Raw genomic sequence first — 12,876 nt, forward strand, 5'->3', positions numbered from 1 at the left:
ATCGGCAACCTGCGACCGAGCCCAGAAGGGCTCGGCGGCGGCTCAGCCGCCGCGACGGGAGAGGAGGCCCAAGAACCGCGCTTCTTGGGCCGGAGAGGGGCGCGTAGCCCCTCTCGGAACAAACAGCTAGCAGCGTTGGAAAAGTCGCGAAGCGGACTTTTTCAGCAGCCTGCTAGAACGGGAAGAACAGCGGGATCATCGCCGTCATGACGGCGAGCAGGACGATGGTCAGCGGCGTCCCCACCTTGAGGTAGTCCATCGAGCGATAGCCGCCGGCACCCATCACCAGCAGGTTGGCTTTGTGGCTGAAGGGCGTCATGAAGGCGGCCGAGGCGGCCAGGCTGGCTCCCATCATGAAGGGGTAGGGGCTGACCCCCATGCCCTCGGCGGTTTGCAGCACCACCGGCGTCAGCAGCACCACCGCCGGGGCGCCGTCGAGGCCCTGGCTGAGTATGCTCGACAGCACCACCAGGGCACCGAGGACGGCGTAAGGGCCCCAGGGGCCGGCGAGCTCGCCGACCTGATCGGCGATCAGCTGGGCGGCGCCGGTGCGCTCCATGGCGACCCCCACCGGCAGCACCGCAGCGACCAGGAAGATGGCGCGCCATTCGATCGCCCGGTAGGCCTCTTCCATGGTGACGGCGCCGAGCAGAACCACCACCGTGGCGGCGGTGAAGGCGGCGACGTGAATCGGCTGGAAACCGGCCATCACCATGGCGACCATCAGCAGCAGTCCGCCGAGGGCGAAGGGCGCCTTGCGGGTGCGGCGCGGCACTTCGTGGCGCGCCGAGAGGACAACGAAGTCGGACTCCGCCGCGAGCTGACCGATCTTCTCCCGCGGGCCCTGCAGCAGCAGGGCGTCACCGACCTCGAGGGCGAGGCGCGCCAGGCGATGATGCACCGGCTCGCCGCGGCGCCACAGGGCCAGCACCTGAAGGCCATAGCGGTCGCGGAAGCGCAAATCGCCGAGGGACTGACCGATGGCCGCCGAGCGCGGCGCCACGGAGGCTTCGACGACGGCCACCTCGTCGGACTCGAAAACCGCCGGTTCGGCCGAGCCGACGCCCTCTTCGAGCTCGACATCGCCGAGCTCGACCAGGCTGACGATGCGCGATGGCTTGCCGGTGAGGAGCAGCCGATCGCCCGCGCGCAGAACCTCGTCCGGAGAAACGATGAGCAGGATCTCCTCGCCGCGAATGATGCCGGCGACGGCCGGTCCCGAGAGCTCGCCGAGGCGGCTGCCGGCGAGGGTCATGCCGGCGAGGGCCGAGCCCTCCGGAATGGCGATCTGGAAGAGCTCGTCACGCATCGGCGAGAGCGCCTTGAAACCGAGGGCGAGGACTTCGAGATCGCGGCTCTCGGACAGCGCTTCGAGGTCGCGGCGGTGGCCGAGGGCGAGGAGGTGGTCGCCGGCTGCGAGAACTTCCGAGCCGACCTGGCGCAGGAGTAGCTCGTCACCACGCTCGATGGCCAGTACGACGAGGCCGCAGCGCTTGCGGAAATCGAGCTCACGGAGCGTCTTGCCGACGAAGCTCGAGCCCGCCGACAGGGCCAGTTGGGCGCCGCCGATGCCGCCGCGAGGCAGCGGGATGTCGGCCGTCGTCGCTTTGCTCACGCGCAGGTTCTTGAGCCGCAGCATCTCTTCCAGGTCGGCGATGCGGCCCTGGATGAAGAGTGAATCGCCGCCGCGCAGCAGGGTGTCGGCGGCGGGCGCCGGCCGACGCTTGCCGCGCCGTTCGATGGCCACCACCTGAGTGCCCAGGGCGGTGCCGAGCTTGGCTTCGCCGAGGGTCAGGCCGTTGAGCGGCGAGCTTTCGGGGATGCGGAGGGTGAAGAGCTCTTGGTCGAGCTGGTAGACCTGGGCCAGGTCGCCGGCCTCCGAGAGGGCCGGGCCATGGGTCTCGCGAGTCGGCAGGAGCCGCCGGCCGAGGGTGGTCATGAAGAGCACGCCGATTGCCAGAATGGCGAGGCCGATGGGGGTGAAGTCGAAGAGCTCGAAGGGCTCGAGGCCGCGCTCGCGCAGCATTTCCGCGGCCAGGATGTTGGGCGGCGTGCCCACCAGGGTGGTGGTGCCGCCGAGAATGGCACCGAAGGCCAGGGGCATGAACAGCCGCGACGGCGGGATCTTGGCTTGCCGCGCCAGGGCGGCCACCGCCGGCATCAAGACGGCGGTGGCGGCGATGTTGTTCATGAAGGCCGAGAGCACGCCGGCGATCAGCATCAAGGTGATGATCAGGGGCACTTCGCGGTTGCCGACCCAGCGGTGCAGGCGCGAGCCCACCATGTCGGCGAGACCGGTGTGGAGGAGGGCGGCGCTGACGATGAAGATCGACAGCATGGTGATCACCGCCGAGGAGGCGAAGCCGGTGAAGGCCTCGTCGGCAGTGAGGTAGCCGGTGAGGGTGAGGATCACCAGGCCGGCGAAGGCGGTCAGGTCGACGGGCAGCTTCTCGGTGAGAAACAGGTAGACCATGCCGGCCAGCAGGGCTAGCAGGAAACCGATCTCGATGGTCATCGCGCTCCCTCCCAGGGGCACCTCTGGCCGGCCGGAGGCCCGCTTCGGCGATTCAGCGAGGAGCCGACCCTTCTCTCAGGCACAGCTCTTCCAGGCGCAGCAGAAGAGCGCAGTCCCGAAGGCCAGTCCTTAATGGGCGTGGACCCTCACCTTGCGACCGACGATGTCGAAGATGCGGCGCAGCTCGTCGTAGTCCGGGTGGCGCATGCGCACCCAGGCGTTCGCCATGTAGCCCGCCTCCACCGGCTGGGTCGGGCTGCCCGGCGGCGGCAGGTGGGCGTCGATCACCCACTGGCCGAAGGCGTTCTGCATTTCGTCGATGCCCTCGTAGCCGGCGATGCGGCCGTCGCCGCTCGGGCGCAGGGCGATCATGCCGGCGGAGAAGCGGCGCGACGCATCCTCTCCGCGGCGCCCATGAACCAGAGTCATGGCCCATTCACGATAGACGTCGATGTCGTTGGCAGCGGAGTAGACGTCCCACACGCCGACCCCCGGTGGCCGGCAGCCGATCTCCGAGAATTTCAGGCCCTTGGGGCCGAAGAACCACTCCATGTGGGTGGCGGAGGTGCCGATGCCGAGGATCTCGATGACCTTGCGGCCGAGGTGACGGACCTCTTGGTAGCTCTCCGCCTCGAGGCGGTTGGTGGTCACCAGGTAGGGATTGACCTCGCGGCTGCGCATGGCGTCGAGGACCCGCGGGTAGTAGTGGGAGATGAACTCGTGAAGCGGCTCGCCGCGCACCGAAAGGGTGTCCCAGAAGCCCTCGTGGCCCTCGATGAACTCCTCGATGGCGACGGAGCCGCCGTGGGCCAGGCGGTGCTCGGCAATCGCCCGCTCGAGGCCGCGGTCGTCGTCGACCCTTATGGTGCCGGCGGCGCCGGCGCCGCTGCGCGGCTTGAAGATCAGCGGATAACCGACGCGCTCGGCGAAGGCGCGGGCCTCCGGCGGCGATTCGGCGCCGGTCGACTGAGCGCAGGGAATGCCGCCCTGGCGCAGCGCTTCCTTCATCGCCGGCTTGTCGCGGCACAGCCAGGCGGTGCGCACCGAGGTGCCGGGAATGCCGCAGGCCTCGCGCACCTTGGCGACGGGCAGGATGTGGGCCTCGACGGTGGCCTCCAGCAGGTCGACCCAGGGGCCGCGCTTCTGGATCCGCCGCACCGCCTCGAGCATCGCCCCTTCATCGACCACCGAGCGCACTTCTTCGTAGCCGTCGAGCCACGACTTGAGGTCGTCGCTGAGGTAGGCGAGGGGGCGCTCGCCGATGCCGGTGACGCGGGCCCCGACCTCCTTGAGGGCCTTCACATGCTTTTTCTGGTTGTAGGGAAAGCTTGGTTCAACGAACAGAACGTGCACGGCCCCTCCTCGCTAGGCCGACCCTCCCACCAGCTCTCCTGGCGGACGGTCGTGGGTTTCTGAAGGCGCAAGGCATCCGTCAGCGTCGACCCATCGCGGCCTCGCTCGAGCTGCTGCGAGGAGTGAAGCGGGTGGGTAACGCAGCAGATTCTTGGGCATACGGCCTTGCAGCGGAGTGCGGTTGAGAAGGTCGGCTCGAGCTGGTCTTTTGAGTTTCAAGATTATAGCGATCCGCGGTGGCCGTCGGCCTCAACTCGCGAGGCGACGGTAGAGCTCTTCGTAGAGGGCCCCTTGGCGCTGCCAGGAGAAGTCCTGGGCCATGCCGTTCTGCTGCAGCCGGCGCCAGCCCGCGCGGTCGCCGTAGGCCTCGAGGGCCTGATTCAGGGCCCAGCGGAAGCCCTGGACGTCGGCGTGCTCGAAGACGAATCCGGTGCCCTCCCGGCGGCTGCCGTCCCAGGGCTCGACCGTATCCGCCAGGCCGCCGGTGCGACGCACGATCGGAGGGGTGCCGTACTTCAGGCTGTACATCTGGTTGAGGCCGCAGGGCTCGTAGCGGGACGGCATCAGGAAGATGTCGGCGGCGGCCTCGATGAGATGGGCGAGCTCGTTGCTGTAGGCGCGGATGAAGCAAACCTGGCCGGGAAAGCGCTGCTGCAGGCCCTGGAAGAAGCGCTCGACGGAGCGTTCGCCGGTGCCCAGCGCGATCAGCTGGGCGCGGCCCGCCGCCAGGCACTCGGGGAGCGCTTCGAAGGTCAGGTCGAAGCCCTTCTGGTGAGTCAGCCGCGAAACCACACCGAGGAGTGGCAGGCCTTGGCGGTAGGGCATGGCGAGCTGTTCCAGCAGGTGCTGCTTGTTGCTCTCCTTGGGGTCGAGATCGTCGGCACCGTAAGGGTGGGGCAGGTGAGGATCCCCCGCCGGATCCCAGTCGCCGTAGTCGACCCCGTTGACGATGCCCACCAGCCGGTCCGAGCGCGCCCGCAGCAGGCGGTCGAGGCCGAAGCCGTAGCGCTCCGTCTGGATCTCCCGCGCGTGGGTGCGGCTGACCGTGGAGAGGCCGTCGGCGTAGAGGATGCCGGTCTTGAGGAAGCCGATCTGATCCGCTGCCAGGTCCTCCTGGTGGAGCAGCCGCGCATGGTCGCCGAGACCGAGGTCCGGCAGGATGGAGCCCGGGAAGATGCCCTGGTAGGCGATGTTGTGGATGGTGAGCAGCGTTTTGGTGTCGGCGAACAGGCGATCCCAGCCGTAGAGGCTGCGCAGGTAGAGGGGCAGCAGGCCGGTGTGCCAGTCGTTGGCGTGCACCACCTCCGGCGCCCACCCCATGCGCTGACAGCTCTCCAGCACGGCGCGACTGAACAGGATGAAACGGTGGTGCTCGTCGGGGTCGTTGCCGTACAGGCTCGAGCGATGGAAGAGCGCCGGGCAGTCGATCAAATAGACCCACAGGGACGAGTCCGGGAGCGGCGTGGTGGCGACCGAAAAGTGGTAGCGCTGGCGGCCGATGTCGAGGGGAATGCGCTGCAGGAACTCGACCGCGTGGAGCGGCGCCTCGCCGAGGTCGATGCGCGAGTAGAAGGGCAGGAAGGTGCGGACGTCGTGGCCGCGCCGGCTGAGATCCCGCGACAGGGCCGCGACGACATCCGCCAGGCCGCCGGTCTTGGCGAAAGGGGCGACCTCGGAGGCGGCGAGGCAGATCTTCACGGGCGTTGCCTAGACGGTCGTCCCGGGGGCGATGGTGGCGCCGCGGTGGACCACGATGACGCCGTCGCGAATCGAGTAGCCGTCGCCGTCGGCGTGGTCCACGCCGGCCTCGTTGATCAGCCGGCAGTCGTCGCCGATGCGGCTGTCGAGATCGACGATGGCGCCGCGGATGTGGCAGTCGCGACCGATGCCGAGGGGCACCGTCGCCTCCTTGCGATGCTCGTAGGCGGTGGCTCCCATCACCACGCTACTTTCGATCACAGAGCCGGCCCGGATCAGCGAACGGATGCCGATGATCGAGCGCGCCACCCGGCTGCCGGCGATGATGCCGCCGTCGGCGAGGATCGACTGGCTGACCTGGCAGTCGCTCAGCTTGCAGCCGGGAAGAAAACGCGGGTGGGTGTAGATCGGTCGGTCCGGGCTGTAGAGGTTGAGCTCCGGCATCGGCAGGGTGAGCTCGACGTTGGCTTCGTGGAAGCTGCCGATGGTGCCGATGTCGCGCCAGTAGCCGTTGTGGAGAAAGCCGAAGCCGCGGTGGCTGTCGAGGGCCGCGGGGATGACCTCGCGGCCGAAGTCGTCGTCCTGATTGCCGTCGAGGAGCTCGGCCAGGGCTGCGCTGCGGAAGATGTAGATGCCCATGCTGGCGAGCAGCATGCCGGGCTCGGCGTCGAGACCCAGGCTGTCGACGGTGGCCCGGTCGAGGGTGAAGCGAGCGATGGTCTCGGGGTCCTGCGGCTTCTCGACGAACTCGACGATGCGGCCGCTGCGGTCGAGGCGCATCACGCCAAGGCCGTGGGCCTCCTCGGCGGTCACCGGCTTGACGGCGACGGAGAAGTCGGCGTCGCGCTCGCGGTGGCTGGTGACGAAGCCGGCGACGTCCATCAGATAGAGCTGGTCGCCGGACAGAATCAGAATGTCCTGCGGCCGCGGCTTGCCGCTCTGCAGCCGGCGCATGTTCTGGCGCACGGCGTCGGCGGTGCCTTGGTACCAATCCCGGTTGTCGAGGCTCTGCTCGGCCGCCAGGATGTGCACGAAGCCCTGGCTGAAGGCGTCGAAGCGGTAGGTCTGGGCGATGTGGCGGTGCAGGCTGGCGGTGTTGAACTGGGTCATCACATAGACCCGATCGATGCCGGCGTGCAGACTGTTGCTGATCGGAATGTCGATCAGCCGGAACTTGCCCCCGATGGGGACCGCCGGCTTGGCGCGGTCGCGGGTCAGCGGCCAGAGACGGGTGCCCTGCCCACCGCCCAGGATCGCGGTGACGACCCCTTTCATTGTGCTCCCATAGGGGAGCGATCCTACCGGGAACGCAGCCCCGGTGCTACCGCGATTGTCGTTTTCAGGGGGGCTAAAGGCGCCCCCCTCAGGCGCACGCACATGTCGTGCGCCTTCACCCCCTTCCTCGGCGGCTTGCGCCGCCGCCTCGGGCTTTCGCCCTCGGAGCCCGTGTGTGGGCTAGCGCACGGTTTTCTGCTCCAGGGAGCGGGCGATGGGACAACCGCTAATTGACGGTGGAATCCTCGCCGGCCTCCGCCGGTAGCTTCTCGAGGTAGCCGGTGCCCTTGAAGGTGGCGAGGTCGATGCTGCCGTGGCAGCGCACCCGCACGTAGTCGAGGGTCAGGTCGCCGCACAGGTGGACGGTGCCCTCGCCGGCCTCGAAGTCGGCCTCGGCGAGGTTGCTGGCCTGATCGTCGAGGCGCACGCCGAGCTCCGTGCCGCCGCGCGTTTCGGTGAATTTGAGATGGACGTAGCCGCGATCGATGCAGGCCTTGAAGAGCTCGAGGTTGGGTTCCGGCCGCAGACTCGCTTCGATGCTCTGGCGGTTGGTCAACCGTTCCACCAAGTCGCTCATGGATCACTTCCTCATTTGTGAAATCTCGATTATGAAATCGAGTTGATGTTGATAGATAAAAATTGTGATAGAAGTATATCACTAGGGCCGAAGTTTTGAGCTCTGAGAAGCGGTGAGATGCTTTCGTTGGACGAAAGGGGAAGGCGATGAAGTTCCTGCGCTTCGTGGCTGGCCAGTCCGGCCGAGCTCGCTGGATTTTGGCGGCGGCGGCGGCGATCGGTATCTTCAGCGGAGTCTTGAGTGTCGGCTTGGTCGCTCTGATCAACGCCGCCCTCAATGCCGAAGGCCCCAAGATGGCGGCCATCGGCTGGACCTTCGCCGCCCTCTGCGCTCTCATCACCCTCACCCGCGTGACATCCGTCGTGCTGCTCGCCAACCTCGGCCAGGGGGTGGTGCGCGAGCTGCGAGTCGATCTCAGCCGGCAGATCTCGGCGGCCCCCCTGCGGCGCATCGAGGAGCTCGGTCCGAATCGCCTTCTCGCCACCCTGACGGACGACATCAACGCCATCTCCCAGGCGCTGATCTTCGTGCCTCCGATCTGCCTCAACGGCTCGATCATCGCCGGCTGCCTGATCTATCTCGGCTTCCTGGATCAGGGATTGCTCGGCATGTTGCTGGTGGCGATGCTGATCGGCATCGTCACCTACTTCGTGCCGGCGCAGCTCGGCATGCGCAAGTTCCACGCCGCTCGCGAGCAGCAGGACCATCTCTTCGGCTACTTCGAGGGTTTGATTCGCGGCGGCAAGGAGCTGCGCCTGCACCGGCCGAGGCGGCGGGTTTTCGGTCGCTTGCTCGCCGGCGTCGCCGATCTCGCCCGCAAGCTGCGGGTCAAGGCGGCCTTGATCTACTCCGCCGCGGAGGCCTGGGGACGGCTGCTGATCTTCGTGGTCATCGGGGTGCTGCTCTTCGCCCGGCCGGATTTTCTGGGCGCCGACCGCGCCGTGCTCACCGGCTTCACTCTGGTGCTGCTGTTCCTGATGGGGCCGCTGCAGGCGCTCCTCGACTCGATTCCGGCCCTCGGCATGGCCGAAGTGTCGGCGCAGAAGGTCGCCAGCCTGGGCTTCAGCCTCGATGGCGCGGCCGGCGGAGCGCCGCGCCCGCCGGCGGTGCCGGCGCGCTCGTGGCAGCGCATCGAGTTTCGCGGCGTCACCCACACCTATCACCGTGAAGGTCAGGATCATCCCTTCGAGCTCGGCCCCATCGACCTCACCCTCGAACCCGGCGAGCTGGTGTTTCTAGTGGGTGGCAACGGCAGCGGCAAGACCACCTTGGCGAAGGTCTTCGTCGGCCTTTACGCTCCCGAGCGCGGCGAGATCCTGCTCGATGGCCAGCCGGTGACGGAGACTGATCGGGATGACTTCCGGCAGCTCTTTTCGGTGGTCTTCTCGGACTTCTATCTCTTCGATCGCCTGCTCGGCCTCGAGGCGCCGGATCTCGATCAGCAAGCCGGCCGCTATCTGCGCGAGCTGCAGATCGACCACAAGGTGGAGATTCGCGACGGCCAGCTCTCGGCGACGGATCTCTCCCAAGGGCAGCGCAAGCGCCTGGCGCTGCTGACGGCCTATCTCGAAGATCGCCAGATCTATGTCTTCGACGAGTGGGCCGCCGACCAGGACCCGGTCTTCAAAGAGGTCTTCTACCGCCGGGTGCTTCCGGACCTCAAGGCGCGCGGCAAGACCGTGCTGGCGATTTCGCACGACGATCGCTACTTCCACCTGGCCGATCGCCTCGTCAAGCTCGAGGACGGCCGCCTGCGGTTCAGCGGTACCAGTCACGAGTTGCCCGAATCGCAGCCGCAGCCGGCGCTGGGTTCGAGTCTGTCCCGGTAGGGCAGAGGGTTGGCACTTGTGGTCTGTGAGATTTATTGAATAGATGCAGTCAAATGTATTTTCAGGCGCATAAAAGCATGATCATGATAAGGTGAATATAGATTCATGGCCATGCCTTGACGGGCTTCGTAGGGGAGGCGCCGACAACTGCGGCGAGCCACCTCGCTCTAGGAATTCAGAAATGGAAATAGGCGAATGCGAATAGCGTCATCCCATCCCTTCGATCAGCGCAATCCCGTCGACCTCCTGGGCATCGGCTTCGGCCCATCCAATCTCGCCCTGGCGGCGGCGGTCCAAGAAGAGCTCGTCGAAAGGCGCGGTGAGCGTCTCTCGACTCTGTTCCTGGAGAGCAAACCGGGCTTTGCCTGGCATCCCGGCATGTTGATGGAGGATGCCCGGATCCAGCTCTCCTTCCTCAAGGACATTTCCACGCTGCGCGATCCCGGCAGCCGTTACACCTTCCTCAGATACCTGCAGGAGAAGGGGCGCCTCGATCAGTTCATCAACCTGCGCAACTTCTTCCCGACGCGCATCGAGTTCTGCGATTACTACGCCTGGGTGGCGCAGCAGCTCGACGACCAGGTGCAGTACGGCGTCCGGGTCGAGGGCGTCGAGCCGGTGACCTCGGCGGATGGTGAGCGGGTCGAGCTGTTGCGGGTGAGCGCCCGCGACGAGGCCAGCGGTGAGCTTCACCAGGTGCTGGCGAAGAACCTGGTGGTCGCCACCGGTGGCATTCCCTTCCTGCCGCCGGGGGTCGATCTCGAGGGCAGCGAGCGGGTCTTCCACTCGAAAGACTTTTTGACCGCCATGACCGGCAAGTTCCTCGATCGGCAGGCACCGCACCGCTTCGCGGTGGTGGGGTCCGGGCAGACCGCGGCGGAGGTCTTTCAATACCTCTACACCCACTATCCCAATGCCGAAGTCACGGCCACCGTCCGGCGCTTCGCCTACAAGCCGGCGGACGACAGCCACTTCGTCAACGAGATCTTCTTTCCGGAGATGGTGGACAAGCTCTACGAGATGTCGCCACGGCAGCGCGACACGGTGCTGTCGGCGCACATGGACACCAATTACTCGGCCGTCGACCTCGACCTGATCCAGGAGATCTACGAGGCTTTGTACCAGCGTCGGGTCGAAGGCGACGAGCGGGTCAAGATTCGTCCCTTCCTGGAGTTGCGCGGTATCGCCGACGGTCGCGACAGCGCCACCCTGCGGTTCTTCAATCTGGTGGACGAGGCCTTCGAGTTCCTCGAGGTCGATGGCGCCGTGCTCGCCACCGGCTATCACCGGCCGCGCAACCACCGCCTGCTCGAGGCCCTTGGCGACCATCTCGAGCGCGATGCCGGCGGCCACTACCTGGTGGACCGCAACTACCGCGTGATGGCCAGCGACGACTTCACGCCGGGAATCTTCCTGCAGGGATTCTGTGAGGACACCCACGGCCTGAGCGACACCCTGCTGTCCACCCTGCCGGCGCGCTCGATGGAGATCCTCGACTCGCTGCGTGGCGTGCCCCGGCCGCGGTCTCTGACCCGGCCCGAGGCCGAGGCGGCGGGATCATGAGGAAGGCGCCACTGCACATCCAGGGGGTCGATCCGGAGAAGTTCTACCGCGCCTACGGCATTCAGTGCCAGCAAGTCTACCCCTGGGAAGGGGTCAGCGAGACGCCCTTCTTCACCGCCTGGGGGGTGGTGCCGCCGGGCGGCACGGCGCGGGCCCACAAGCACCAGGAGCACGAGAGCTTCGTGATCGTCCAGGGGCGTGGCCGGATGAGGGTCGACGATCAGAGCCGCGAGGTCGGTCCCGGCGACGTCATCCTGATGGAGCCCTTCGCCGAGCACGAGCTGACCAATCTCTCGCAGAGCGACGAGCTGCTCTTTCTCGATCTCTGCTGGGAGGACATGGAGCAGGCGGTGCGCCGCAACCGCGCGGCGCTGGCCAGCGATGAGCAGGCTGCACGGGTGCTGGTGACAGCGACCCCGCCGACGCCCAACGGCGACCTCCACGTCGGTCACCTCTCGGGGCCCTATCTCGGCGCCGACATCTTCACTCGCTATTGCCGGCAGCGCGGTCGCGAGGCGGCCTATCTCAGCGGTGCCGACGATCATCAGAGCTACACCGAGACCAAGGGGGCGGTCCTCGGCCAGACGCCGCGTCAGGTGGCGGACCGTTTCGGCGATGCGATCGTCGAAACCCTGCGCCAGGCCGACATCGAGATCAGCCATTTCGCCCGGCCCCTGACCTCGACCCATCACCGCGCCCTCACCGCCGAGGTCTTCGCTCGCCTGGTCGACCGCGGCGCGATCGTCAAGCGGCAAGCGCCGACGCTCTACTGCGTGCCCTGCGAGCGCTTCCTGTTCGAGGCCCACGTGGTCGGCTCCTGCCCCCATTGCGGTGCCTCCTCGAACGGCAATGCCTGCGAGGCCTGCGGTCGCCCCAACGACAGCGCCGAGCTCCACGATCCCTCCTGCAAGCGCTGTGGCGGGGAGCCCGAGCTGCGCCCACAGGAGCGCTTCTTTTTCCCCCTGGCGCCTTTCGCCGAGCGCCTCGAGCGCTACTGGGACGGAGTGCAGATGGGAGCCCATCTGCGCTCCCTGTGCGACGTCATGCTCTCCGACGGCCTACCGGACATCGCCGTCAGCCAGCAAAGTGACTGGGGGATCCCGGTGCCGGTCGAGGGTTTCGAGGACCAGGCGATCTACGTCTGGTTCGAGATGGCGCCGGGCTACCTGGCGGCGACACGCGAGCTCGGTGAGCAGGCGGAGGATGCCTTTTGGCGCTCCGCAGAGGCCGAGGTCGTGCAGTTCTTCGGCTTCGACAACGGTTACTTCCACGCCGTGCTGTTCCCCGCCATCTTCATGGCCTTCGACGACAGCCTGCGGTTGCCGACGACCTTCGTGACCAACGAGTTCTATCGCTACGAGGGCGAAAAGTTCTCCACCAGCCGCAACCATGCCATGTGGGCGCGGGAGCTGCTGGCGGAGGTACCCGTCGACGTGGCGCGCTACTGCCTGGCCTTCGACGGTCCCGAGCGCGAGCAGAGCAACTTCACCCTCGCCGGCCTGCGCGAAACGGCGCGGCGCGAGCTGATGGACGGCTGGGAGCGCTGGCTGCGCTCGCTAGGTCGCAAGCTCGCTCAGGTCGAAGGTGTGGTGCCCAGCACCGGCGGCTGGACCGCCGAGCAGCAGAGCTTTTTCCAGTCCCTGATCGATCTCTCGGCGGACGCCGCCGAGGCCTACGAGGCGGCATCTTTCTCGCCCCAGCGGGCGGCGCGGGTGCTCTCCGAGGTGGTGCGCGAGGCGCATCGCTTCGGCAGTGGTCAGGAGCACTGGCGGGCCCTCCCGGGGCGCTACGAAGAGTGGCGCACGGCCCTCGCCCTCGAAGTACTGGCGGCCAAGACGTTGGCCCTGCTGGCCGCTCCGCTGATGCCGCGCTTCAGCGCCCGCCTGCTCTCGGCCTTGGGCCGTGAAGGCAGTCCGGTGTGGGACGAGATCCCGCGATTCCTGCCCGGCGGCAGCTCCGTCGGAAGCCTCGACGTCGCCTGGTTCTCGCCGGTCGCGACGCCGCGGTTCGCCGCCGTTTGAGCGGCCGGTCGGAGAAAGGGGCCTTTTCCGATGGTGGCTGAATTC

Annotated in this window: 8 protein-coding genes; 3 read left to right on the forward strand and 5 right to left on the reverse strand. The window is 67.2% G+C overall.

All coding sequences use genetic code 11. The features are described 5' to 3' along the window. Positions 1-172 precede the first annotated feature (172 nt). The 5 genes from AAF604_09535 to AAF604_09555 form a co-directional block, all read right to left on the reverse strand. Positions 173-2,515 carry an SLC13 family permease gene (locus tag AAF604_09535; GenBank protein MEM7049892.1) on the reverse strand — a complete coding sequence of 781 codons (2,343 nt, stop codon included), beginning with the start codon at positions 2,513-2,515 and terminating at the stop codon, positions 173-175. A 129-nt stretch (positions 2,516-2,644) separates the two neighbouring features. Beyond that, on the reverse strand, positions 2,645-3,817 hold the full coding sequence (locus tag AAF604_09540; GenBank protein MEM7049893.1) for an ATP-grasp domain-containing protein: 1,173 nt from the start codon (positions 3,815-3,817) through the stop codon (positions 2,645-2,647). A gap of 300 nt (positions 3,818-4,117) precedes the next feature. Continuing rightward, a complete protein-coding gene (locus AAF604_09545; GenBank protein ID MEM7049894.1) occupies positions 4,118-5,566 on the reverse strand; it encodes a glycogen synthase in 1,449 nt (482 codons plus the stop codon). Positions 5,567-5,575: 9 nt separating this feature from the next. Then, positions 5,576-6,841 (reverse strand): sugar phosphate nucleotidyltransferase, encoded by a 1,266-nt coding sequence (locus tag AAF604_09550; protein MEM7049895.1) that lies wholly within the window; start codon positions 6,839-6,841, stop codon positions 5,576-5,578. A gap of 226 nt (positions 6,842-7,067) precedes the next feature. Continuing rightward, complete coding sequence (locus AAF604_09555) at positions 7,068-7,418, reverse strand: MbtH domain protein (protein ID MEM7049896.1); 351 nt, start codon at positions 7,416-7,418, stop codon at positions 7,068-7,070. 146 nt (positions 7,419-7,564) lie between these two features. Here AAF604_09555 and AAF604_09560 point away from each other — a divergent pair, with 146 nt between their 5' ends. From AAF604_09560 to AAF604_09570, 3 genes are all read left to right on the forward strand, one after another. Further along, a complete protein-coding gene (locus tag AAF604_09560; GenBank protein ID MEM7049897.1) occupies positions 7,565-9,247 on the forward strand; it encodes a cyclic peptide export ABC transporter in 1,683 nt (560 codons plus the stop codon). Positions 9,248-9,442: 195 nt separating this feature from the next. Then, complete coding sequence (locus AAF604_09565; GenBank protein MEM7049898.1) at positions 9,443-10,810, forward strand: SidA/IucD/PvdA family monooxygenase; 1,368 nt, start codon at positions 9,443-9,445, stop codon at positions 10,808-10,810. Beyond that, positions 10,807-12,831 carry a class I tRNA ligase family protein gene (locus AAF604_09570; protein MEM7049899.1) on the forward strand — a complete coding sequence of 675 codons (2,025 nt, stop codon included), beginning with the start codon at positions 10,807-10,809 and terminating at the stop codon, positions 12,829-12,831. Before AAF604_09565 ends, AAF604_09570 begins: the two co-directional genes overlap by 4 nt. Positions 12,832-12,876: the final 45 nt, after the last annotated feature.

The sequence above is a fragment of the Acidobacteriota bacterium genome, from assembly GCA_039028635.1.
In the GTDB taxonomy this organism is placed as follows: Bacteria; Acidobacteriota; Thermoanaerobaculia; order Multivoradales; family JBCCEF01; genus JBCCEF01.

Bases quoted from the DNA above. Each gene is read 5' to 3' on its own strand.
- AAF604_09550 (MEM7049895.1), bottom strand. From the start codon at position 6,841: ATGAAAGGGGTCGTCACCGCGATCCTGGGCGGTGGGCAGGGCACCCGT.
- AAF604_09555 (MEM7049896.1), bottom strand. From the start codon at position 7,418: ATGAGCGACTTGGTGGAACGGTTGACCAACCGCCAGAGCATCGAAGCG.
- AAF604_09570 (MEM7049899.1), top strand. From the start codon at position 10,807: ATGAGGAAGGCGCCACTGCACATCCAGGGGGTCGATCCGGAGAAGTTC.
- AAF604_09560 (MEM7049897.1), top strand. From the start codon at position 7,565: ATGAAGTTCCTGCGCTTCGTGGCTGGCCAGTCCGGCCGAGCTCGCTGG.
- AAF604_09535 (MEM7049892.1), bottom strand. From the start codon at position 2,515: ATGACCATCGAGATCGGTTTCCTGCTAGCCCTGCTGGCCGGCATGGTC.
- AAF604_09565 (MEM7049898.1), top strand. From the start codon at position 9,443: ATGCGAATAGCGTCATCCCATCCCTTCGATCAGCGCAATCCCGTCGAC.